The sequence below is a fragment of the Thioalkalivibrio thiocyanodenitrificans ARhD 1 genome, assembly GCF_000378965.1.
In the GTDB taxonomy this organism is placed as follows: domain Bacteria; phylum Pseudomonadota; class Gammaproteobacteria; order Ectothiorhodospirales; family Ectothiorhodospiraceae; genus Thioalkalivibrio_A; species Thioalkalivibrio_A thiocyanodenitrificans.
Genome location: NZ_KB900536.1, coordinates 3372418 through 3393887 on the forward strand (window position 1 = coordinate 3372418; position 21470 = coordinate 3393887).

At 65.2% G+C, this 21470-nt stretch carries 17 protein-coding genes; 4 read left to right on the forward strand and 13 right to left on the reverse strand.

The annotated features are described in order from the left end of the window. Nucleotides 1–9: 9 nt before the first annotated feature. Nucleotides 10–1953, reverse strand: a complete 1944-nt coding sequence (acs, locus tag THITHI_RS0116010; RefSeq protein ID WP_018234114.1) for an acetate--CoA ligase — start codon at nucleotides 1951–1953, stop codon at nucleotides 10–12. 317 nt (nucleotides 1954–2270) lie between these two features. On the opposite strand from acs, the gene THITHI_RS0116015 reads away from it, so the two are divergent. Beyond that, on the forward strand, nucleotides 2271–2957 hold the full coding sequence (locus THITHI_RS0116015) for a hypothetical protein (RefSeq protein WP_018234115.1): 687 nt from the start codon (nucleotides 2271–2273) through the stop codon (nucleotides 2955–2957). Nucleotides 2958–2999: 42 nt separating this feature from the next. Here the strand turns inward: THITHI_RS0116015 and THITHI_RS0116020 are convergent, their stop codons facing one another. The 5 genes from THITHI_RS0116020 to THITHI_RS0116040 all read right to left on the reverse strand — a co-directional run bounded on the left by THITHI_RS0116020 (nucleotide 3000) and on the right by THITHI_RS0116040 (nucleotide 8401). Next, nucleotides 3000–3368, reverse strand: a complete 369-nt coding sequence (locus THITHI_RS0116020; protein WP_018234116.1) for a hypothetical protein — start codon at nucleotides 3366–3368, stop codon at nucleotides 3000–3002. Between the two features lie 91 nt (nucleotides 3369–3459). Continuing rightward, nucleotides 3460–5292, reverse strand: coding sequence for a sodium:solute symporter family protein (locus THITHI_RS0116025; protein WP_018234117.1), 1833 nt, complete (start codon nucleotides 5290–5292; stop codon nucleotides 3460–3462). A 13-nt stretch (nucleotides 5293–5305) separates the two neighbouring features. Then, the gene (locus THITHI_RS0116030) at nucleotides 5306–5572 is read right to left on the reverse strand and encodes a DUF4212 domain-containing protein (RefSeq protein WP_026186430.1); all 267 of its coding nucleotides are present in this window, start codon (nucleotides 5570–5572) and stop codon (nucleotides 5306–5308) included. A 187-nt stretch (nucleotides 5573–5759) separates the two neighbouring features. Beyond that, nucleotides 5760–6473 (reverse strand): 3'-5' exonuclease, encoded by a 714-nt coding sequence (locus tag THITHI_RS0116035; protein ID WP_018234119.1) that lies wholly within the window; start codon nucleotides 6471–6473, stop codon nucleotides 5760–5762. Then, on the reverse strand, nucleotides 6470–8401 hold the full coding sequence (locus tag THITHI_RS0116040; RefSeq protein WP_018234120.1) for a putative nucleotidyltransferase substrate binding domain-containing protein: 1932 nt from the start codon (nucleotides 8399–8401) through the stop codon (nucleotides 6470–6472). Before THITHI_RS0116040 ends, THITHI_RS0116035 begins: the two co-directional genes overlap by 4 nt. A gap of 372 nt (nucleotides 8402–8773) precedes the next feature. Here THITHI_RS0116040 and THITHI_RS0116045 point away from each other — a divergent pair, with 372 nt between their 5' ends. Then, on the forward strand, nucleotides 8774–9991 hold the full coding sequence (locus tag THITHI_RS0116045; RefSeq protein ID WP_018231840.1) for an IS256 family transposase: 1218 nt from the start codon (nucleotides 8774–8776) through the stop codon (nucleotides 9989–9991). 86 nt (nucleotides 9992–10077) lie between these two features. Here THITHI_RS0116045 and THITHI_RS0116050 read toward each other — a convergent pair whose 3' ends face one another. The 5 genes from THITHI_RS0116050 to dksA all read right to left on the reverse strand — a co-directional run bounded on the left by THITHI_RS0116050 (nucleotide 10078) and on the right by dksA (nucleotide 16117). Next, nucleotides 10078–11415, reverse strand: a complete 1338-nt coding sequence (locus THITHI_RS0116050) for a sigma-54-dependent transcriptional regulator (protein WP_018234121.1) — start codon at nucleotides 11413–11415, stop codon at nucleotides 10078–10080. Further along, complete coding sequence (locus THITHI_RS0116055) at nucleotides 11412–14387, reverse strand: sensor histidine kinase (protein WP_018234122.1); 2976 nt, start codon at nucleotides 14385–14387, stop codon at nucleotides 11412–11414. Before THITHI_RS0116055 ends, THITHI_RS0116050 begins: the two co-directional genes overlap by 4 nt. Continuing rightward, on the reverse strand, nucleotides 14377–14538 hold the full coding sequence (locus THITHI_RS20875) for a hypothetical protein (RefSeq protein WP_198005622.1): 162 nt from the start codon (nucleotides 14536–14538) through the stop codon (nucleotides 14377–14379). Before THITHI_RS20875 ends, THITHI_RS0116055 begins: the two co-directional genes overlap by 11 nt. A gap of 129 nt (nucleotides 14539–14667) precedes the next feature. Beyond that, the gene (gluQRS, locus tag THITHI_RS0116065; protein WP_332252182.1) at nucleotides 14668–15552 is read right to left on the reverse strand and encodes a tRNA glutamyl-Q(34) synthetase GluQRS; all 885 of its coding nucleotides are present in this window, start codon (nucleotides 15550–15552) and stop codon (nucleotides 14668–14670) included. Nucleotides 15553–15661: 109 nt separating this feature from the next. After that, nucleotides 15662–16117 carry an RNA polymerase-binding protein DksA gene (gene dksA / locus THITHI_RS0116070; RefSeq protein ID WP_018234125.1) on the reverse strand — a complete coding sequence of 152 codons (456 nt, stop codon included), beginning with the start codon at nucleotides 16115–16117 and terminating at the stop codon, nucleotides 15662–15664. A 134-nt stretch (nucleotides 16118–16251) separates the two neighbouring features. On the opposite strand from dksA, the gene THITHI_RS0116075 reads away from it, so the two are divergent. After that, nucleotides 16252–17007, forward strand: a complete 756-nt coding sequence (locus tag THITHI_RS0116075; RefSeq protein WP_018234126.1) for an HAD family hydrolase — start codon at nucleotides 16252–16254, stop codon at nucleotides 17005–17007. Between the two features lie 81 nt (nucleotides 17008–17088). On the opposite strand, the gene THITHI_RS0116080 is transcribed toward THITHI_RS0116075, so the two are convergent. Next, nucleotides 17089–18306, reverse strand: a complete 1218-nt coding sequence (locus THITHI_RS0116080) for an IS256 family transposase (RefSeq protein ID WP_018231858.1) — start codon at nucleotides 18304–18306, stop codon at nucleotides 17089–17091. Between the two features lie 87 nt (nucleotides 18307–18393). Then, the gene (xseA, locus tag THITHI_RS0116085) at nucleotides 18394–19755 is read right to left on the reverse strand and encodes an exodeoxyribonuclease VII large subunit (protein WP_018234127.1); all 1362 of its coding nucleotides are present in this window, start codon (nucleotides 19753–19755) and stop codon (nucleotides 18394–18396) included. 165 nt (nucleotides 19756–19920) lie between these two features. On the opposite strand from xseA, the gene guaB reads away from it, so the two are divergent. Further along, nucleotides 19921–21381, forward strand: a complete 1461-nt coding sequence (gene guaB, locus THITHI_RS0116090; protein ID WP_018234128.1) for an IMP dehydrogenase — start codon at nucleotides 19921–19923, stop codon at nucleotides 21379–21381. Nucleotides 21382–21470 lie beyond the last annotated feature (89 nt).

The following is a 21470-nucleotide window of genomic DNA, read 5'->3' on the forward strand; positions in this document are numbered from 1 at the left end:
TGCGATTTCCTACCTGTTCAGACGGTTCTCGATGAGGTTGTCCACCACGCCGGGGTCGGCCAGCGTGGAGGTGTCGCCCAGGTTGTCCAGTTCGTCGGCCGCGATCTTGCGCAGGATGCGGCGCATGATCTTGCCGGAGCGGGTCTTGGGCAGACCGGGGGCAAACTGCAGCAGGTTGACCTTGGCGATGGGCCCGATCTCCTCGCGCACCAGGTTGACCAGCTCCTTCTTGAGGTCGTCGCTGCCTTCCTCGCCGGCCATGAGCGTCACGTAGGCGTAGATGCCCTGACCGGTGATCTCGTGGGGATAGCCCACCACCGCCGCCTCGGCCACCTTGGGATGCAGCACCAGGGCGGATTCGATCTCGGCGGTGCCCAGGCGATGCCCGGAGACGTTGAGCACGTCGTCCACGCGGCCCGTGATCCAGTAGTAGCCCTCCTCGTCACGGCGCGCGCCGTCGCCGCTGAAGTAGTAGCCCGGATAGAGCTTGAAATAGGTCTCGATGAAGCGGTCGTGGTCACCATAGACCGTGCGCATCATGCTGGGCCACGGCGCCTTGATGCAGAGATTTCCGGCGGCCGGGTTGCCGGTGATCTCTTTGCCCTGGTCATCCAGCAGCACGGGCTGCACGCCGAAGAAGGGGAAGGTGGCCGAACCGGCCTTCAGCCGCGTGGCGCCCGGCAGCGGCGTGATCATGTGGGCGCCGGTCTCGGTCTGCCACCACGTGTCGACGATGGGGCAGCGCGCATCGCCCACCACGTTGTAATACCACTCCCAGGCCTCCGGGTTGATGGGTTCGCCCACGGTGCCCAGCAGCCGCAGGGACGAGCGCGAATGCTTCCTGACGAAGTCGTCGCCGGCACCCATGAGCATGCGGATGGCGGTCGGGGCGGTATAGAAGGTGGCCACCTTGTGCTTGTCGCACACCTGCCAGAAGCGGCCGGTGTCCGGATAGGTGGGGATGCCCTCGAACATGAGGGACCTGGCCCCGTTGGCCAGCGGGCCGTAGACGATGTAGGTATGGCCGGTCACCCAGCCCACGTCGGCGGTGCACCAGTACATCTCGCCGTCCTGGTAGTCGAACACCAGCTTGTGGGTCATGGCCGCCTGCAGCAGGTAGCCGCCGGTGGTGTGGAGTACGCCCTTGGGCTTGCCGGTGGAGCCGGAGGTGTAGAGGATGAACAGCGGGTCCTCGGCGTCCATCTCCTCGGGGGGGCAGTCGGCGGAGGCCTCCTTCATGGCCTCGTGGTACCAGATATCCCGGTCGTCCTGCCATTCCACCGCTTCGCCGCCGCGCTTGACCACGATGCACGTGTGCACGTTGGGGCACTGGGCGATGGCCTTGTCGGCGTTCTTCTTGAGCGGGACCTTCTTGCCGCCGCGCAGGCTCTGGTCGGCGGTGATCACCACCTGGCAGTCCGAATCCTGGATGCGGTCGCGCAGCGCGTCGGGCGAGAAGCCGCCGAACACCACCGAGTGGATGGCGCCCACACGGGCGCAGGCGAGCATGGCCACGGCGGCCTCGGGGATCATAGGCATGTAGATGGAGACCCGGTCGCCCTTCTTCACGCCCCGGGACTTGAGCACGTTGCTGAAGCGGCAGACCTCGTCGTGCAGTTCCCGGTAGGTGATCGTGCGGTCTTCGCCGGGGTCGTCCCCTTCCCAGATGATGGCAGGCTGATCGCCGCGCGTGTCCAGATGCCGGTCCAGGCAGTTGTAGGAGACGTTGAGCTTGCCCCCTTCGAACCAGCGGATGTGGACATCGCCGCTGAAGGACCAGTCCGCCACCTTGTCCCATTTCCTGAACCAGGTGACGTACTTCTCCGCCTGTTCGGCCCAGAACCCCTCCGGGTCCTGCACCGAGCGCTGGTACATCTCCTGGTATTGCGGGGCGTTCACGTGTGCGGTTTTGGCGAGATCCCCGGGGACCTCGTGGACTTTGACTTCAGACATGGACCTCTCTCCTCGTGCATTTTGGGGTCGTCGGGACTTCTGCTGACCCGATCGCAACAATGGGACCGGCACGCGGGATGCCGGGCCGAGCAAGAATCTTCGCCAGTCTGAAGAATAACATTGTGTGCCCTGATCTGCAGGCAGGAGAACGGTTGCGTGGCGGCGGCGAACCGCGGGGCCGGCCCTCGCGCAGGGGCTCAGGGCCCGGGGGCCGTTGATGCGCTTTGCTTGACGGGGAGAGGCGTTGCCGCTACGGTCCAGCATTGCGGCCGCCGGTGGGCGGACCCGATTCAATCCATCGCGGAAACCCTGAACCCATGGCCTCCGGCACGCACTCGCAGACGCCCCTGTTTTCGCGAATCTCCGACCTCTGGCGGACCCTCCATGACTACCTGGTCGCCGGGCTCCGGCGTCGTCCGGAGCCGGTGAACGACCCGGACAGCCTGAGGCGCTTCCTGGAGACCCGGGCGAGCTACATCGCGCAAACGTCCCTGTATGGCTACCTGCGCACACGTGCCGGTATGCGTTATCCGGAACTGTTCGACGACGACGTGTTCGTGGCGTCGATCAACGGGGCCAAGTGGCATATGTGGCTGGCATGCCTGTCGGATCTCACCGTGTACGCGGGCGGCATGCTTCGCCGGCACGCCCCCGGCTCACCGGTCGACGTGGGTCCGTTCATGCAGGACATGCTCCAGGCCATTCTCGAGGATAACGGCGTTCCCGAGGATGCGGACGGGGAGTTCCCGGCCCATGCGGAACGGGTCCGGGCACGGGTGAGGCAGTGCGACTGGCATGAGGTGACGGACGGCGAGGGGCCGTTCTCCGAGAGTCCTGCCGCCCTGGTGCGCTATGCGCCCATCGTGGAGGAGCTCAAGCAGCTCGATGACGAGATCGTGAGAAACTCGGTGCGCTTTCACTGGCAGGAGGTGCGCCGGGATCTGCGCAAGCATCTCGATGCCGACGCGGTTCTGTCCGCCGTGCGCGAGGCTGGCGCCGGCTGAACACCGGCCGGCGTTCCCGCGGGCCGATCTCCCCCGCCTCGTTCAGTTCAGGATCAATCCGATCAGATGCGCGACGCCCTGTCCGATCTCGCTCTCCAGGGGGAACGAGAGCATGCCCATGACCGAATAACCCAGCAGCCAGGGCATCAGGTAGAAGCGGATCATGAAGAAGAACCAGGCCACGTAGAGCGGCACGAAGATCGGAATCAGGAATTCCGGGGTGATGGGCCTGAACAGCCTGAGCAGCGGATTCGTGACCCGCACGAAGAACCGCATGAAGAAGAAGTTGCTGGTTTCCGGTAGAAACAGGTTCATGCCGGAGCGCCCGATCAGGGTCCACATGACCACGCCCAGAACGTAGTCCAGCAGGAGGACCCAGACAGGAATGGCGTCCATGGGAAAGCCGGTCATGGAAGGTGTCCTCTTGTAGTTCCCGTTCGGTGATCAGACAAAAAAAAACCGGGGTGGGCGAAGCCCACCCCGGTCAATGGCTTACCAGCGGTTACTGCTTGCTGGGAATGATGGTTTCGCCACTGGGAATGCGGACCTCGTCGACCATGGCCTGCTGCTCTGCATCAGGCTCGGCGGTCATCAAAGATACCACAATCATGGCGATCAGGCTTGCCGGCGCACCCACGATACCGAAGCGCAGGTGGTCAAGGCCGATCCAGGGCTGCATGGCACCGGTGTAGACCATGTACAGGTACCAGGATCCCACACCCAGTCCCACCAGCATGCCCGCGACGGCACCTTGCCGGTTGGCACGTTTCCACCACACGCCGAGCACCAGTGGGAAGAACAGCCCGGACATGGCGAAACAGAAGGCCCATGCCACGGCTCCCAGGATACCCGTGAGCTGCAGAGACGCCACCAGCGCACCGCCCGCACCGATAATCAGCAGCAGGAAGCGGGCGACCAGCAGGCGTTTCCTGGTCTCGGCCTTCGGGTCGATGATCTTGTAGTACAGATCGTGGGAGATGGCGTTGGCCATGGCCAGCAGCAGACCGTCGGCCGTGGACATGGCGGCAGCCAGACCACCCGCAGCAACGAGACCGGAGATCACATACGGGAGGCCGGCCATTTCAGGCGTAGCCAGCACGATGATATCGGCCCGGATGAAGAACTCGTTGATCTGCAGGATACCGTCGCCGTTGGAGTCAACGATCGCCAGCATGCCGATCGCCGACCATCTCTGGATCCACTCCAGCGCCATGACAGACTCGATAGGCTGACCGATGATGGCCGTGGGCAGGTTCGGATCCAGCATCTGCAGCTTGCTGAACGTGGCCAGGGCCGGTGCGGTGAAGTAGAGCAGGAAGATGAAGAACAGCGACCAGGCCACGGAACTGCGGGCGGCCCGGATCGACGGCGTGGTGAAGTAGCGCATGAGGATGTGCGGCAGCGAGGCCGTACCCACCATCATGGCCATGGCCAGGGTGATGAACTTCCAGGCCGCCATGGCCCCTTCCCCCGGTGTGGCATGCAGTGTCGTCAGGGTAGCCAGCCCCGGCACGGAATCCGTCGCCGTGAGAGTACCCACGCCGACCAGCGGCTCCAGCTCCATGATGCGGGAGACGGCCGGTCCGTACTGGAACTGCGGCAGCGGACCGAAGCCCTGCACGATGGACATCCAGAACACCGGGATCAGGTAGGCGATGATCAGCACGATGTACTGTGCCACCTGGGTCCAGGTCACCGCGCGCATGCCGCCGAGCATGGAGCAGACCAGGATGCCGGCCAGACCGAACCACACACCCAACTCGAACGGGATGTTCAGGGCGCGGGCGGCGATGGTGCCCGTGGCGTTGATCTGCGCGGTCACGTAGGTGAACGATGCCACCACCAGTACCAGCACGGCACAGAGCCGCGCGGTCTTGCCGCCGTAGCGGGTGCCGATGAAGTCCGGCACGGTGTAGCAGCCGAACTTGCGCAGGTAGGGCGCCATGAGGGTTGCCACCAGCACGTAGCCGCCGGTCCACCCCACCACGAAGGCGAGATAACCGTGACCGCCCATGAACACGCCGCCGGCCAACGCCACGAACGAGGCGCCGGACATCCAGTCCGCGGCGGTCGCCATGCCGTTGAACACCGGCGGCACCTGGCGGCCCGCCACGTAGTAGGCGTCCACCTGCATGGTTCTCGATAGCACCCCGATGAGTGCGTAGATGGCGATGGTGAAGGCCACGAACAGGATACCGATCATGTCGGGGCCCATGCCCAGGCTCTCAAAGAACGCCATCAGGGCGAAGAACGCGAGGAATCCCCCCGTGTACACCCCGTACAGTTTTGGGAGGTTCTGGATGAAATCCTTCCCCTCGAAGCTGAAGAATGCCATTGGTTTTCCCCCCTTATTCCACGTCTTCGGCTACGCCGAAGTCGCGGTTGATCTTTTCCTGCTGGAAGTTGAACAGGAAGAGCTGGATCACGAAGATGGCCAGTGATCCCTGCGCGGCGAAGTAATAGCCCAACGGCCAGCCGAAAAAGCTGACGTTGTTCAGCGGTACCGCGAACGCGTGAATGATGTACGAGAAGAAGAACCAGATGACCAGGTGCACGATCATCAGGTTTCTCGTCCTCGACCAGTACGCATCTCTTTGTGCGATGTCTAGCGCCATGAGTTGTCTCCTTCCTCTGCGGTGATTGTTGAACTGGACGTTCGTATCGAACGTCCCTGGCGATCCAACAAATCCGTGTTATTCAGTGGATTGCTCCTGTATGTGTTTTCACTGTTGAACTCGACTCCCCCCTTGATGACTTTGTTGATTGAAACGTGCTTTCGTATCCGGCCCGACCGCGCGGCGGTCAATGCCGCATGAAACCGTGTAACTTGGACTGCGCAACGGCGAGCTTTACGAGATCCCTGACATCCCGGATGCCCTGACGGCGCGCCTCGGCAAGCGCCATGAGCAGAAGTTCCGCGGTCACCAGCGCATCCCCGGAGGCCCGGTGCCGGGCGGGCGCCGGGATGCCGAAGTGCCCCAGCCAGTCGTCCAGGCCCTGCAGATCCTTCGTCGATTCCGTGAAAAGGCCGGGCAGCAGCCACGCCATGTCCAGGAACGTGTTGCTGAGCTTTACGCCCAGGTGCCGGCGCACGGCACGCCCGAGCATGGCGCGGTCGAAGTCGGCGTGAAAGGCCACCAGCCAGGACTTCTCCACATGCTCAAGCACCCGGGTCAGGGCCTCCTCGGTGTCCACGCCGGAGGCCGATTCCGTGGGGGTGATGCCGTGCACCACCAGGTTCTCCTTGCTGAAGCCGTTGTTCTCCCGGCGTATCAGGATCTCCGTGAGCCCGCCCAGGACGGCACCGTCCATATACACGGGCACCAGCCCGACGGACAGCAGCTCGCTCTTGTGCACGTCCAGACCGGTGGTCTCCACGTCGATCACCACGAAGCGCGCATCGTCGATGCGGATGTGCGGGGCGGGTTCAGGCAGGGCACGCCACCGGCCGACCCGGGCCTCGAGGTCCGGGTCGATGTCCGGCGCGGACTGAAACAGTGCGTGCAGGAAGCTCATAGCTGGTAGTCCAGGGAGATGCGCGATTGCAGCTTGCGTGCCTGGCGGAACGCCTCCTTGAGGATGCGGCGGTCCAGTTCATTGAGGCTGTCCGGATTGACGCGGTTGCTGGGCTCCTCGCCGTGGGATTCCTGCTCCCGATGGTGGCGCATGCGCAGCAGCTGGATGTAGGCGTAGGCATGGGTCCAGGCCTCCGCCTCGGCGTGCGGCACGTGATGCTCCTTCGCCAGGGCATTGATCCGCGCCAGCGTGGAGGTCTCCTTGATCCGGTGGGCCAGGGCGAGGATCCGGGCGCCGTCCACGAAGGGCGTCAGGCCGTGCAGCTTCAGGTCGATGGTATTGGGGTGCTCGCCGTTGTCCGACACTACGAAGTCGCGCACCAGCCCCAGGGGCGGGCGGTTGCGCAGCGCGTTGGCGGCCATCTGGTGCAGGAACCGGGGGTTGTCCGCCACGCGCTCGGCGAGCCAGTCCCTGAGTGCCTCCACCGGCCGGGCATCGCCGTCAATGGTGCGGAAGTCGAAGAAGATACTGGCCTTGAGCAGGTGCTCGGGGGTGCCGTGGTCGGCCCAGCGGGTGAACCGCTCGCGCCATTCATCCGCGCTCAGGCAGCACTCGGGGTTGCTGGCCATGATGTTGCCCTTGCACAGCGGGTAGCCGCACTGGTCCAGGGCCTCGTTGATGCGCCGGGCGAGCGGCAGCAGTTCCTCGCGGATCGCGTCCGCGGACAGCCCCTCGGACGGCTCGAACAGGATGCCGTTGTCCTGGTCGGTCTTGAGGGTCTGTTCCTGGCGCCCCTCGCTGCCGAAGGCGATCCAGGTGAACGGCACCGAGGGCTTGGGAAAGTCCCGGGCGCAGATCTCGATGACGCGCCGGGTGATGTGGTCGTTGAGCAGGGTGATGATCTGAGTGATCTGGTCCACCTGCACGCCCTGGGCGATCATCTGGGAGATGAGCTGATGGATGTCGCCTTCCAGGGCGGCGAGACTCTCGACGTCTTCCGCACGGCTGATGGTCTTGCTGAGATTGACCAGGCCCACCCGCTGCAGGGTGAACAGGTCCCGCTCCGAGATCACCCCGGTGAGCCGCCCGCGCTCCACCACGCAGATGTGATGGAAACCGTGCTTGGCCATGAGCATCGCTGCCTCAAAGGCGAAGGCCGATGGCGGGAGGGTGATGGGACCGGGCGTCATCACCTTCTCCATGGGCTCGTCGAGGCTCAGGCCGGGCAGGGACACCCGGGCGAGCAGGTCGCGCAGGGTGAATACGCCAAGGGGACGACTGTCCTCGTCGGTGACGATGATGCTGCCGACACGCTCGTCCTGCATGGCACGCAATGCGCCGGCAATCGACGTGCTGACCAGGCAGGTGACAGGTTCCCGGCGCAGGCGCTCGCCCAGGGTGATGTTGAGCGAGGTGTCGCCCCCCAGCCCGGTGGCGGCGCTGGCCTGCACCTGGCGGTGCACCTGGTCCAGCAGGCTGGCCAGGCGCCGGGTGCAGAAGTCGTTGAACGACGCCGAGAGCTTGAGCAACTGGTTGAAGTCGTCGCGCTCCAGTTCGAAGCAGAAGGTATCCTCGGCGGCCCGGTGAACCGTGCGCACCGGGCGCCGGGAGAGCAGGGCGCCGATGGGAAAGCATTCGCCGGGCACCAGTTCCCAGGCATTGCCCGAGATCTGCTCGTCCTCGCTGGGGGTCTCGCCGCGCACCCGCCCCTGCTTGATCACGTAGAAGCGCGAGGCGGGTCCGCCGTCCGGGTCGGTAATCTTCTCGTCCTGGGCGTAGAAGGTGAGCTTGAGCCGCTTCGCCAGGAACTCCAGGTGTTCCGGGGCCATGCTGTCGAACGGTGCATGCCGGCGCAGGAACTCCAGCACCGGCAGCAGCACGCTCGCCTGTCGATTGGACTCCGGTGTCTTGGGGCGCGGCTCGCTCATGGCTCGGGTGCTTTCGCGTGTGATCTCACATTAAAAGCATGATCCGTGCCCGGAAGGTGTTCCCTGAAAAATCAGGCACCTGATTACAAAAGCCCGCCCGGAGTCGTTACCTTGGGTAACGAACTGTTACGGAAGGTAACGAGAGGGCGAGGTTCAAGGTTCAAGATTCAAAGGGGTGAGGGGTGAAGGGTGAAGGGTGAGGGGTGAAGGGTGAAGGGTGAAGGGTGAGGGGTGAAGGGTGAGGGGTGAGGGGTGAGGGGGCGTCGGTCCATCCGGTTGGTCCAAGGGTGATGTGTATCACCCTTGGGACTGTAATTAAATCTGTGTAACTGCTTGTTTCTGTTTATGGTAGCTGAAACGGGAGACAAGCAGATGCAAGAACAAGAGAAGAAGGACTTGGCGGCGCGCCTGGCCAAGGGGATCAAGACGGAGAAGGATCTGAGCGATTTCAGCGCTGAGCTGATGAAGCTGGTGGTGGAAACCGCGCTGGGTGCGGAGATGGAGGCGCACCTGGGCTATGCCAGGCATGACCCGGGCGGGCACCACAGCGGCAACAGTCGCAACGGCTTCAGCCGCAAGACGCTCAAGGGCAGTCACGGGGAGGTCGAGATTGCCACGCCCCGGGATCGCAACGGCAGCTTCGAGCCGCGGCTGGTGGGCAAGGGCCAGACGCGGCTGACACAGTTTGATGATCAGATCCTGGCGCTCTATGCCCGGGGCATGAGCACGCGCGACATTGTCTCGGCCTTTGAGCAGATGTACGGGGCGCAAGTGTCTGCGAACCTGGTCTCGCGGGTCACCGAGGCGGTGATCGAGCAGGTTGAGGCCTGGCAGAACCGGGTGCTCGACGAGGTCTATCCCATTGTTTTTCTGGATTGTGTGGTGCTCAAGGTGCGCCAGGACCGGCGCATGGTGAATAAATCGATGTACCTGGCGCTGGGGATCAACACCGAGGGCGAGAAGGAGTTGCTGGGGCTGTGGCTGGCCGAAACCGAGGGGGCGAAGTTCTGGCTCTCGGTGCTCACCGAGCTTCAAAACCGGGGGGTCAAGGAGATCTTCATCGCCTGCGTGGACGGGCTGAGCGGCTTCCCCGATGCCATCGAGGCGGCCTTCCCCCATGCGCGGGTGCAGCTGTGCATGGTGCACATGGTGAGAAACAGCGTGCGCTACGTCTCCTGGAAGGAGCGCAAGGCGGTGTGCCGAGACCTGCGCCAGATCTACCACAGCGCGAGCGCCGAGCAGGCCGAGGCGCAGCTTGCTGCCTTTGAGGCCGTCTGGGGCGAGCGCTATCCCAGCATTGGGCCGATCTGGCGCCGGCACTGGGCACAGGTGATCCCGCTGTTTGATTATCCGCCCGAGATCCGCAAGGTGACCTACACCACCAACGCCATCGAATCGCTCAACAGCGTCATTCGCAAGGCCACCAAGAACCGGCGTGTCTTCCCCAGCGATGCCTCGGCGATGAAGGTGGTTTTCTTGGCCGTGCAGAGCGCCTCGAAGCGCTGGACCCGGCCCATCCAGAACTGGAAGGCCGCCATGCATCGATTCGAAATCGAACATGGCGAGCGAATCCGGGACACTCAGGGATAGGCAGTTACACAAAAAGAATTACAGACTCTCACCCTTCACGCCTAACGCCTAACGCCTAACGCCTAACGCCTAACGCCTAACGCGCCTCACCCCTCGCTCTTTGCCGCCGACCGCGGGATGCCCATGCGGGTGCGGCGTTCCCACAGTGCCTTGCGGCTGATGCCGAGCCGCCGCGCCAGTTCCGTTTCGGTCATGTGCCCCTGGTTGTCCAGCACGAAGCGCCGGAAGTACTCGTCGAGACTGAGTTCCGGAGAATCGTTGGCGGGGATCTCATGACCCGGCAGGGCGAGGAATTCCGGGGTGATGGGCGCACCGTCGGCCAGGATCACGGCCCGCTCGATGGCGTTCTCCAGTTCACGCACGTTGCCGGGCCAGTCGTGCCGCCCCAGGGCAGCCAGGGTGGCGTCGGTGAGCTCCGGCTCCGTGCGGCGCAGGCGCTGGCAGGCCTTGGCGAGCAGGAAGCGCGCGAGTTCGGGGATGTCTTCGCGGCGCTCGCGCAGGGGCGGCAGTTGGATCTCCATCACCTTGAGCCGGTAGTACAGGTCTTCCCGGAACAGCCCGTCGCGGACCATCTGCTCCAGGTCCCGGTGGGTGGCGGCCACCAGGCGCACATCCACCTTGCGGCTGCCGGTGGCGCCCACGCGGCGGATCTCGCCGTCCTGCAGCACCCGCAGGAGCCGTGACTGGGCTGCGGGCGTAAGTTCTCCGATCTCGTCCAGGAACAGCGTGCCCTCGTCGGCGGCCTCCACCAGGCCCCGGTGGGCCTGGGCGGCCCCGGTGAAGGCGCCCTTCTCATGGCCGAACAGCTCCGATTCCACCAGCCCCTCGGGCATGGTGGCGCAGTTGACGGCGATGATGGGCGCTCCGGCGCGGGGGCTCTTCTCGTGCAGGGCGCGGGCCACGAGTTCCTTGCCGGTGCCCGATTCGCCGCGGATGAGCACCGTGGTGTCGGTGGGGGCCACCTTCTCGATGGTGGCGCACACCGCCCGCATGGCCGGCGAGGTGCCCACCATGCCCTGCACGGGATAGACCGCCTCCAGGTCGAGACGCAGGCGGGCGTTCTCCTGCGCCAGGTTGTGCTGCTTGAGGATGCGATCCACGCACAGCAGCATCTCGTCATGGTCGAAGGGTTTGGCGATGTAGTCCACGGCGCCGCGCTTCATGGCCTCCACGGCGGAGCGCACGCTGGCGTAGCTGGTCATGATCAGCACCGGGGTATCGCCGCAGGCCTCCAGCAACTGGGTGCCCTCTCCGTCCGGCAGACGCAGATCGCTGATGACCAGGTCCTGGGACTCGTCCTGACAGCAGGCGCGCGCCTCGCCCAGCGAGCCGCTCTCGCTCACCCGGTAGCCTTCGCGTTCCAGCAGGCGCCTGAGGGCATGCCGGATGACCGCCTCGTCCTCGACGATGTGGATGCGTCTCATGTACCCGTTTCCTCCCGTGGTTCTTCCTGGGGTTCCGTGTCGTCCATGGGCAGGCGCAGTGTGAAGCGGGCCCCGCCCTGGGGCAGGTTCTCCACGTACACGGCACCGCCATGGTCCTGGATGATGCTGTAGACCACCGACAGGCCGAGGCCGGTGCCTTCGCCCGGAGGCTTGGTGGTGAAAAAGGGCTCGAACAGCCGGTCCAGCAGGGATTCGGGGATCCCGCCCCCCTCGTCCTCCACCTGGACCTCGACGAAGTCGCCACGCAGTTCCCCGCGCACCAGGACGCGGTCTCCGGGCAGGGAGGCCTGGATGGCGTTGTTCAGCAGATTGACGAAGACCTGCAGCAGGCGCTGATAGTTGCCCCAGACGCGCATTCCTTCCGCCAGCCGGTTCTCGCAGGTTCTGTCCCGGGCGCTGTCGCTCAACTGTACCAGCTGGATGGCCTCCTCCACGCAGGCGTGCAGGTCCACCGTGGTGCGGGCGGTATCGGGCAGTTCACCCGTATGGCTGAAGGTGACCAGGCTCTGCACGATATCGTTGATGCGCCGGGTCTGCTCCAGGATCTGCCGTGCGGTGAACTCCCGCTCCGCCTCGTCCTGCTCGTAGTTCAGGTTCTGGGCCAGGGAGGCGATGCCGGTCAGCGGGTTGCCGATCTCGTGGGCGACGCCCGCCGCCAGGCGCCCGATGGAGGCGAGGCGATTGTTGTGGGCCACCTCGCTTTCCAGGCTGTGCAGCTCCGTCAGGTCCTCCACCAGGATCACCGTTCCTCCGGCCAGCGCGCCCGGATTCAGGGTGCCCGGGGCCTCGATGGCGGACTTGTGCAGATTGATCCAGCGGCTGGCGCCGTGGATGTTGATGTGCAGCTTGTAGAGGTGGCGGTCCTCGCCGTGCAGGAAGGCGCGCAGGATGCCGTGCCAGGGTTCGCCCAGCTGCTTGAGCCGACGGCCTGCAGCCTGCTGGCTGGGGATGCCGGAGATCAGCGCCATGGCGGTGTTCCAGATGATGATCTCCCGGTCGGGGGTCAGTGAGCACACCCCCAGGGGCAGCTCATGGAGCACCTGCCGGTGGTAGCGGCGCAGGGTGTCCAACTCCGCGGCCAGACCCTGCAGCCGGATATTGGAATGCTCCAGCTGCTCCTCCACGAACCGCAGACTGTCGGCGATGGCCATCTGGGTGTGGGGGTCCACCCGCAGCCGGTCGTCCACGATCATGCGTGAGAGCAGGGGGCCCATCAGGCCGGAGAGATTGCGTTCCAGGCGTTCGCGCAGGCGGCGCAGTTCGCCCGGGCGGGTCTCGGTGGGCTTGAGGCCCAGATCCGACAGCGCGCGGCTCACCTCCAGTGCCGCCGTCTGGGGCCCCACGGTCTGGGCGAGCTGCTCCTCGAAGTGATGCACGCTGCGCACTTCCAGCTGCCCCCGCGGCGCTTCCACCTGTTCCCTGCGGCAGGCCAGTGCCGCTTCCGTCTCCTCCGGCGATGGCCTGGTCAGCAGCGATCCGACCACGAACAGCACGCTGTTCACCGCCAGCGACCAGAAGGTTGCGAATGCCCAGCGGTCCTGGTCGGCCGCGTTGAACCAGTCCTGCAGGCTGAAGCCTTCGCCCATGAATCCGGACTGCTGAAGCAGGGGCACGATCAGTGCCAGCACCCAGACGGTGATGCCGCCGGCCAGCCCAGCGATGAAGCCCGTGTTGGTGGCCCTGGGCCAGAACAGCAGCCCCGCAAGACCCGGCAGGAACTGGGCCACGGCCACGAAGGAGATCAGCCCGATCTGCACCAGGCCCTGGTGGAATTCCATGAGCCGGTAGAACACGTAGCCCATGGCGATGATCAGCACGATCAGTATGCGCCGGCCCCACAGCAGCCAGGTGTAGAGATTGCGCCTCGGGAGGGCCTGGTTCTGGTAGCGTGCAGGCAGGATCAGGTGATTGAGGCACATGGCGGCCAGTGCCAGCGTGGTCACGATCATCATGGCGCTGGCGGCGGACACGCCGCCGATGAAGGTGAACAGCGCCCAGCCGTAGCCGTGCTCCACCGACAGGCCGAGCACGTAGTAATCGGGTGCCGTGCCCACCTGCGCCGCCTGTCCGGCCCACAGAATCAGGGGAATGGGCAGGTTCAGCAGCAGCAGGAACAGGGGAAATGCCCAAGCCGCCAGCCGGAGCGCCCGGGGGTCCATGTTCTCCACGAAGATCATGTGGAACTGGCGGGGCAGGAGGAATCCGGCCGCGAAGGCCAGCAGCATCAGCGTCATCCACGGTCCTTCGCGCACCGGGGCATACAGGGTCTCGATGGCCTCCGGGTGCTGCACGACCCATTCGCCCAGCGCCTGGGGCCCGCCCATGATCCCGAACAGCGCGAAGATACCCACCATCAGCAGGGCCACGAGCTTGACCGCCGATTCGAAGGCGATGGCCACCACCAGCCCCTCGTGCTTCTCCCGGGGCGTGATGTGGCGTGCGCCGAAGAGGATGGCGAACAGGCTCAGGGTCGCGCAAAAGCCCAGGGCCAGCAGATGCGGCGGCGCCTCGCGGGTGAGCACTGCGACGGACTCCGTGACCGCCTTGATCTGCAGCGCGATGTAGGGAAGGATCCCCACCAGCATGAACACCGTCACCAGCAGCCCGGTGAACTGATGGCGATAGCGGAAGGCGAACAGGTCCGCCAGCGAGGTGAGCTGGTAGTCGCGTACCAGGCGCAATACCGGGGCCAGGATGAGCGGTCCCAGGGCGAAGGCGAGTGTCACCCCCAGGTAGATGGAGAGGAAGTTGAAACCCTGTTCCTGGGCGAAGCCCACGCTGCCGTAGTAGCTCCAGGACGTGGCGTAGACGCCCAGGGACAGGGCGTAGACCAGCGGGTGGCGGACAATGACCTCCGGCACCCAGCCCTTTTCCGTGGCATGGGCGATGAAGAACAACAGCGCCAGATAGGCGACCCCCACCACATAGAGGATCGCCAGTTCAGCGTTCATCGCGATACACCACCAGCGCGATGAGCCCGATCAGGACGGCCCACAGGACATAGGAGGTCAGCCAGTGGGTACCCGGCGTGGTCCACCAGCCCACCAGCGGTGAGGCGAACAGCAGCACGCCAAACAGGAACAGCAGCAGGGTCTTGTCCACCGGTACCCCCACGGACGGGTGTGTTACCGATTGTAACAACACAATCGGAAGTGGGAAGGGGAAATTGGTAGGAGCCCACTCCCGTGGGCGATGGCCGAGGTCCGGCAAATCGCCCGGAGGACCGGGCTCCTACACGGATAGGGCACACCTCAGCACCGCTTGCACCGACGTGGCTTCGCCGCGCTCCGGCGTCGGCTCGCCCAGGAATGCCAGGGCAGCCGTGAGCGCCGGGACGGGATCGCCGTCGTCCACCGGCGGGGCATGGGTCTGCTTTGAGAGCTTCTCGCCCTCCGGGGTCAGGACGAGCGGATGGTGCAGGTATTCCGGGGTGGGCAGGCCCAGCAGGCGCTGGAGCAGGATCTGGCGTGGTGTGGAGTCCAGCAGGTCGGCGCCGCGCACCACGTGGGTGATCTCCTGGTGGGCGTCGTCCACCACCACGGCCAGTTGGTAGGCATACAGACCGTCGGCACGGCGGATGATGAAATCCCCCACATCCCGGGCCACTTCCTGGCGAACCATGCCCCGCATCCGGTCCGTGAACCCGATCTCGCCCGGTGAGGTGCGCAGCCGCACGGCACGCGGGCGTTTGCCGGACGGCAGGCCGTTGCGGCAGGTGCCCGGGTAGACGGGGCCGTCCAGCCCCGGCCTGCCGAGTTTCCCCACCTCGCGCCGGGTGCAGCCGCAGTCGTAGGCCATCCCCGAGGCCCGCAATCGCGCCACGGTGTCCCGGTAGGCCTCATGGCGTGTGCTCTGGTAGAGCACGGGCCCGTCCCAGTGCAGGCCGAACGCCTCCAGGCTGCGCAGGATCGCATCCGCCGCCCCCGGCACCTCCCGGGGCGGATCCAGGTCCTCCATACGCAGCAGCCACCGCCCACCGTGGCGCCGGGCATCCAGCCACGAGGCCAGCGCGGCCACCAGGGAGCCGAAGTGGAGAGGGCCGGTGGGGGAGGGCGCGAATCGCCCCGCATACCGGAGTGGTTGTCGGGTGCTCAGGGGCAATGGGGCGAGTGGCAAGTGGCAAGTCTCAAGTGGCAAGGAACCCCAAAAACCAGAGGCGCCTTCCAACGGAAGGCGCCTCTGGTTTTAACCCTTGAGACCAGCCACTTGCAACTTGCCACTGCTTTTAAGCCATTTGCTTTTCCTTGATCTCCTGCAGCGTCTTGCAGTCGATGCACAGGGTGGCGGTGGGGCGGGCCTCCAGGCGGCGGATGCCGATCTCGATGCCGCAGGCCTCGCAATAGCCATAGTCGCCGGCGTCGATGTCGTTGATGGCCTCGTCGATCTTCTTGATGAGCTTGCGCTCCCGGTCGCGGGTGCGCAGTTCCAGGCTGAATTCCTCTTCCTGGGTGGCGCGGTCGGCGGGATCGGCGAAGTTGGCCGCGTCCTCCTTCATGTGGCCCACGGTACGGTCCACTTCTTCCATGAGCTCCTGTTTCCAGGCCAGCAGCAGCGTGCGGAAATGCTCCCGTTGATCTTTGTTCATGTACGACTCGCCCTTTTTCTCCTTGTAGGGCGCAATGCCGCCCACGGGCAGCAACGTGGTGTTCGACTTGGCGGCCGTGGTCTTCTTGGAGGCCATGGTCACAATCTCCTGAGTCCCGAAAAGCGTGCTTTATTAACAGAGTTGACCCCCCGGCGCAAGCTGCATGAACACCGATGAACGGCTGTGGTACAGTCCTGCCGCCTGAAATCCAGGTGTTCCGGAGTCCGGATATGAGCGAGCTTCGTGCATTGATCTTTGATGTGGACGGCACCCTGGCCGATACCGAGCGGGATGGCCATCGGGTGGCCTTCAACGCGGCCTTCGACGAGGCCGGGCTGGGGTGGATGTGGGATGAGAGCCTGTATGGTCGGCTGCTGGCGGTGACCGGCGGCAAGGAGCGTATCCGTTACTATCTGGATCATTTCAACCCGTCCTTCCGTCGTCCCGAGGACCTGGACGGTTTTATCGCCGGCCTGCACGCGGCCAAGACCCGCCACTATCTGGACATGCTCAAGGCGGGCGCCATTCCGCTTCGCCCCGGCGTGGCGCGCCTGCTGGGCGAGGCACGGGCGGCCGGCCTGCGGCTTGCCATCGCCACCACCACCACGCCGGCCAATGTCGTCTACCTGCTGGAAGCCGCCCTGGGGCGGGAGTCGGTGGAATGGTTCTCCGTGATCGCCGCCGGCGACGTGGTCCCCGCCAAGAAGCCGGCCCCGGACATCTTCGAGTACGCGCTCCGTCATCTGGACCTGCCGGCTGCGGCCTGCCTCGCGTTCGAGGACTCCGCCAACGGGCTCAGGTCGTCCCTGGGGGCCGGTCTGCGCACGGTGGTCACGGTGAACGGTTACACGAAGGACGAGGACTTCACCGGCGCCACGCTGGTGCTGGACCAGTTCGGGGAGCCGGGCAGTCCCGCCACCGTGCTTCAGGGGCCGGAATTGCCGGAGGGGTACCTGACAGTTGAACGGTTGCAGCGCCTGGGCTGAAGGGGGATTGAAGTGAGAGGTGTGAATTGGGAAGTGGGAAGAAACCCCAATTCGAGTCTGTAATTCTTTTTGTGTAACTGCCTATCCCTGAGTGGCCCGGATTCGCTCGCCATGTTCGATTTCGAATCGATGCATGGCGGCCTTCCAGTTCTGGATGGGCCGGGTCCAGCGCTTTGAGGCGCTCTGCACGGCCAAGAATACCACCTTCATCGCCGAGGCATCGCTGGGGAAGACACGCCGGTTCTTGGTGGCCTTGCGGATGACGCTGTTGAGCGATTCGATGGCGTTGGTGGTGTAGGTCACCTTGCGGATCTCGGGCGGATAATCAAACAGCGGGATCACCTGTGCCCAGTGCCGGCGCCAGATCGGCCCAATGCTGGGATAGCGCTCGCCCCAGACGGCCTCAAAGGCAGCAAGCTGCGCCTCGGCCTGCTCGGCGCTCGCGCTGTGGTAGATCTGGCGCAGGTCCCGGCACACCGCCTTGCGCTCCTTCCAGGAGACGTAGCGCACGCTGTTTCTCACCATGTGCACCATGCACAGCTGCACCCGCGCATGGGGGAAGGCCGCCTCGATGGCATCGGGGAAGCCGCTCAGCCCGTCCACGCAGGCGATGAAGATCTCCTTGACCCCCCGGTTCTGAAGCTCGGTGAGCACCGAGAGCCAGAACTTCGCCCCCTCGGTTTCGGCCAGCCACAGCCCCAGCAACTCCTTCTCGCCCTCGGTGTTGATGCCCAGCGCCAGGTACATCGATTTATTCACCATGCGCCGGTCCTGGCGCACCTTGAGCACCACACAATCCAGAAAAACAATGGGATAGACCTCGTCGAGCACCCGGTTCTGCCAGGCCTCAACCTGCTCGATCACCGCCTCGGTGACCCGCGAGACCAGGTTCGCAGACACTTGCGCCCCGTACATCTGCTCAAAGGCCGAGACAATGTCGCGCGTGCTCATGCCCCGGGCATAGAGCGCCAGGATCTGATCATCAAACTGTGTCAGCCGCGTCTGGCCCTTGCCCACCAGCCGCGGCTCGAAGCTGCCGTTGCGATCCCGGGGCGTGGCAATCTCGACCTCCCCGTGACTGCCCTTGAGCGTCTTGCGGCTGAATCCGTTGCGACTGTTGCCGCTGTGGTGCCCAGCCGGGTCGTGCTTGGCATAGCCCAGGTGCGCCTCCATCTCCGCGCCCAGCGCGGTTTCCACCACCAGCTTCATCAGCTCAGCGCTGAAATCACTGAGATCCTTCTCCGTCTTGATCCCCTTGGCCAGGCGCGCCGCCAACTCCTTCTTCTCTTGTTCTTGCATCTGCTTGCCTCCCGTTTCAGCTACCATAAACAGAAACAAGCAGTTACACAGATTTAATTACAGTCCCCCCAATTCGCACTTCCCAATTCATACTTCCCACTTGTTTGCGTCCTTCTGCACGACAGTGCAGACAAGCCTTCCCCTGCCCAGCCTCGCGTTCACCCGGTCCTCCACCGCCACCTGCGCCGCGTCCCGGATCACCTGCCCCTGCACATCGGTGAGAATGCTGTATCCCCGGCCCAGGGTGGCCAGGGGGCTCACTGAATGCAGGGCACGGGCGGCGGCGGAGAGGCGGGAATCCAGACGATCCAGGCGACGGCGCAATGCGCCTTGCAGGCGCAGGGCCAACTGATCGCGCCGGGAGGTGAGCCGTTCCAGAGACCGGGCGGGGGACCGGTGGCTCAGTCGGTCGGTGAGGTGCGCCAGGCGCGCGTCCCGGTGGCGCAGACCATGGTCCAGGGCCAGTTGAAGGCGCCGCTCCAGTTCGTCCACCCGCTGGGCCTGATCCCGCAGGCGCCGTTCCGGGTGCTGCTGGCGCAGGCGCCGCTCCAGGGTCTGTACCGCTTGAGCCTGATCCCGCAGGCGGCGGCCCAGGCGCTCATGGAGCAGGCGGATCCGACCCTCGAGATGCTGCAGCAGTTCGTCCCGCGGGGGGCTGACCAGCTCCGCCGCGGCCGATGGCGTCGCGGCACGCACGTCGGCCGCCAGATCGGCGATGGTCACGTCCACCTCGTGGCCGACACCGGTGATCACCGGGATCCGGCAGTCGTGCAGGGCCCGGGCCACCGCTTCCTCGTTGAAGGCCCAGAGGTCCTCCAGCGAGCCGCCGCCCCTGGCCATGATCAGCACGTCGCAATCCCCGCGCCGGGATGCCGTGTTCAGGGCACGGGCGATGGCGGGCGCCGCCGCCTCACCCTGCACGGGTACCGGATAGACAAGCACCGGCAGGCCCGGGAATCGCCGCCGCAGCACCGAGAGGATGTCGCGGATGGCCGCGCCGGTGGGGGAGGTGATCACCCCGAGACGGCGGGGGAAACGGGGCAGGGGTTTCTTGGCGGCCGGATCGAACAGGCCCTCCGCCTCCAGGCGGTTCCTGAGCGCCTCGAAGGCGCGGCGCAGGGCCCCGTCGCCGGCCTCCTCCATGTGCTCGACGATGAGCTGATATTCGCCCCGGGGGGCGTACAGCCCGACCCGGGCGCGCACCAGCACCTGCATGCCATCGGCGGGCCGGAAGCGCAGATTCCGGGCGCGCTGGCGAAACAGGGCGCAGCGCACCTGCGCGTTGGGGTCCTTGAGCGTGAAATACACATGCCCCGAGGCGGGTCGCGCCACGCCGGACAGCTCCCCCTCCACCCAGATGAGCGGAAAAGTGCCCTCCAGCAGTCCCTGCACGGCCCGGTTGAGGCCGGTTACCGTGTAGATCTCGCGTTCTGGATCGGGGTTGGGCATGGCATGGTGTGGTCAGGCAGGCGGCAGTCGGGACAGGATACAGCAGGTCGGGGTCCTCATCGTTCACCCATGCGGTGTCCGCCGGACACCGGCCACGGTTTACCGGGAAGGGACCGACCTTTATAATTGACCGATTAACCTGCCACTTCCTCACGAGATTGTTCTATGCGCATCGTACAGGAAGCCCTCACCTTCGACGACGTCCTGCTGCTGCCCGCCCATTCCACGGTGCTGCCCAAGGATGTGGATCTCGCCACACGTCTGACCCGGGGCATCTCCCTCAATATTCCGCTGGTCTCGGCGGCCATGGACACGGTCACCGAGGCGCGCCTGGCCATTGCCATGGCCCAGGAAGGCGGCATCGGCATCATCCACAAGAACATGAGCTTCGAGGCCCAGGCCCAGCAGGTGCGCCTGGTCAAGAAGTACGAAAGCGGGGTGATCACCGATCCGGTCACCGTCTCTCCGGACACCAGCATCCGCGAGGTGCTGGCCATCACCCGCGCCCACAACATCTCCGGCGTGCCGGTGGTCCGCGGCGTGGATCTGGTGGGTATCGTGACCAGCCGGGATCTGCGTTTCGAGACCCGCATGGATGCGCCGGTTTCCGAGATTATGACGCCGAAGGAGCGTCTGGTCACCGTGCAGGAGGGCGCCGAGAAGGACGAGGTTCAGCACCTGCTGCACAAGCACCGCATTGAAAAGGTGCTGGTGATCAACGACAAGTTCCACCTGCGCGGCATGATCACCGTCAAGGACATCCAGAAATCCAGCGACTTCCCCCTGGCCTGCAAGGACGAGCGCGGGCGCCTGCGCGCGGGCGCGGCGGTGGGGGTTGGCGCCGGCACCGACGAGCGTGTCGCGGCGCTCGCGGAGGCCGGCGTGGATGTGGTGGTGGTCGACACCGCCCACGGCCACTCCCAGGGTGTGCTGGACCGCGTGGCCTGGGTCAAGAAGCACTTCCCCGACCTGCAGGTCGTGGGCGGCAACATCGCCACGGCGGAGGCCGCCGAGGCCCTGGTCAAGGCAGGCGCAGACGGCGTCAAGGTGGGCATCGGTCCCGGCTCTATCTGCACCACGCGGATCGTGGCCGGCGTGGGCGTGCCGCAGATCACGGCGGTGGCCAATGTGCGCGAGGCGCTGCGCAATACCGACGTGCCCCTGATCGCCGACGGCGGAATCCGCTTCTCCGGGGACCTGTCCAAGGCCATGGCTGCCGGCGCACACTGCGTCATGATGGGCGGTTTGTTCGCCGGCACCGAAGAGGCGCCCGGCGAGGTGGAACTCTTTCAGGGCCGCTCGTACAAGTCCTATCGGGGGATGGGGTCGCTCGGCGCCATGCAGCAGGGCTCGTCCGATCGTTACTTCCAGGACAACGACAGCGAAGTGGAGAAGTTCGTGCCCGAAGGCATCGAGGGGCGCGTGCCCTACAAGGGCACCATCGTCGCCATCATCCACCAGTTGCTGGGCGGCCTTCGCTCCTCCATGGGCTATGTGGGCTGTGCCACCATCGACGAGATGCGCAGCAAGCCGGGTTTCGTACGCGTGACCAATGCGGGCATGCGGGAGAGCCACGTGCACGACGTGACGATCACCAAGGAAGCACCCAACTACCGGATGGACTGACGTCCATGCGGAGTGGCAAGTCTCAAGTGGCAAGTGGCAAGGAATGGCTTGCCCTTGCCCCTCCCTTGCCACTTGCCACTTGAGACTTG

What these genes read in the sequence shown, in the direction of transcription:
- THITHI_RS0116020 (WP_018234116.1), bottom strand. Translation starts at nt 3,368, where the DNA reads ATGACCGGCTTTCCCATGGACGCCATTCCTGTCTGGGTCCTCCTGCTG.
- THITHI_RS0116055 (WP_018234122.1), bottom strand. Translation starts at nt 14,387, where the DNA reads ATGAACGCTGAACTGGCGATCCTCTATGTGGTGGGGGTCGCCTATCTG.
- THITHI_RS0116080 (WP_018231858.1), bottom strand. Translation starts at nt 18,306, where the DNA reads ATGCAAGAACAAGAGAAGAAGGAGTTGGCGGCGCGCCTGGCCAAGGGG.
- xseA (WP_018234127.1), bottom strand. Translation starts at nt 19,755, where the DNA reads ATGCCCAACCCCGATCCAGAACGCGAGATCTACACGGTAACCGGCCTC.
- THITHI_RS0116050 (WP_018234121.1), bottom strand. Translation starts at nt 11,415, where the DNA reads ATGAGACGCATCCACATCGTCGAGGACGAGGCGGTCATCCGGCATGCC.
- dksA (WP_018234125.1), bottom strand. Translation starts at nt 16,117, where the DNA reads ATGGCCTCCAAGAAGACCACGGCCGCCAAGTCGAACACCACGTTGCTG.
- guaB (WP_018234128.1), top strand. Translation starts at nt 19,921, where the DNA reads ATGCGCATCGTACAGGAAGCCCTCACCTTCGACGACGTCCTGCTGCTG.
- THITHI_RS0116030 (WP_026186430.1), bottom strand. Translation starts at nt 5,572, where the DNA reads ATGGCGCTAGACATCGCACAAAGAGATGCGTACTGGTCGAGGACGAGA.
- acs (WP_018234114.1), bottom strand. Translation starts at nt 1,953, where the DNA reads ATGTCTGAAGTCAAAGTCCACGAGGTCCCCGGGGATCTCGCCAAAACC.
- THITHI_RS0116045 (WP_018231840.1), top strand. Translation starts at nt 8,774, where the DNA reads ATGCAAGAACAAGAGAAGAAGGACTTGGCGGCGCGCCTGGCCAAGGGG.
- THITHI_RS0116035 (WP_018234119.1), bottom strand. Translation starts at nt 6,473, where the DNA reads ATGAGCTTCCTGCACGCACTGTTTCAGTCCGCGCCGGACATCGACCCG.
- THITHI_RS0116015 (WP_018234115.1), top strand. Translation starts at nt 2,271, where the DNA reads ATGGCCTCCGGCACGCACTCGCAGACGCCCCTGTTTTCGCGAATCTCC.
- THITHI_RS0116075 (WP_018234126.1), top strand. Translation starts at nt 16,252, where the DNA reads ATGAGCGAGCTTCGTGCATTGATCTTTGATGTGGACGGCACCCTGGCC.
- THITHI_RS0116040 (WP_018234120.1), bottom strand. Translation starts at nt 8,401, where the DNA reads ATGAGCGAGCCGCGCCCCAAGACACCGGAGTCCAATCGACAGGCGAGC.
- THITHI_RS0116025 (WP_018234117.1), bottom strand. Translation starts at nt 5,292, where the DNA reads ATGGCATTCTTCAGCTTCGAGGGGAAGGATTTCATCCAGAACCTCCCA.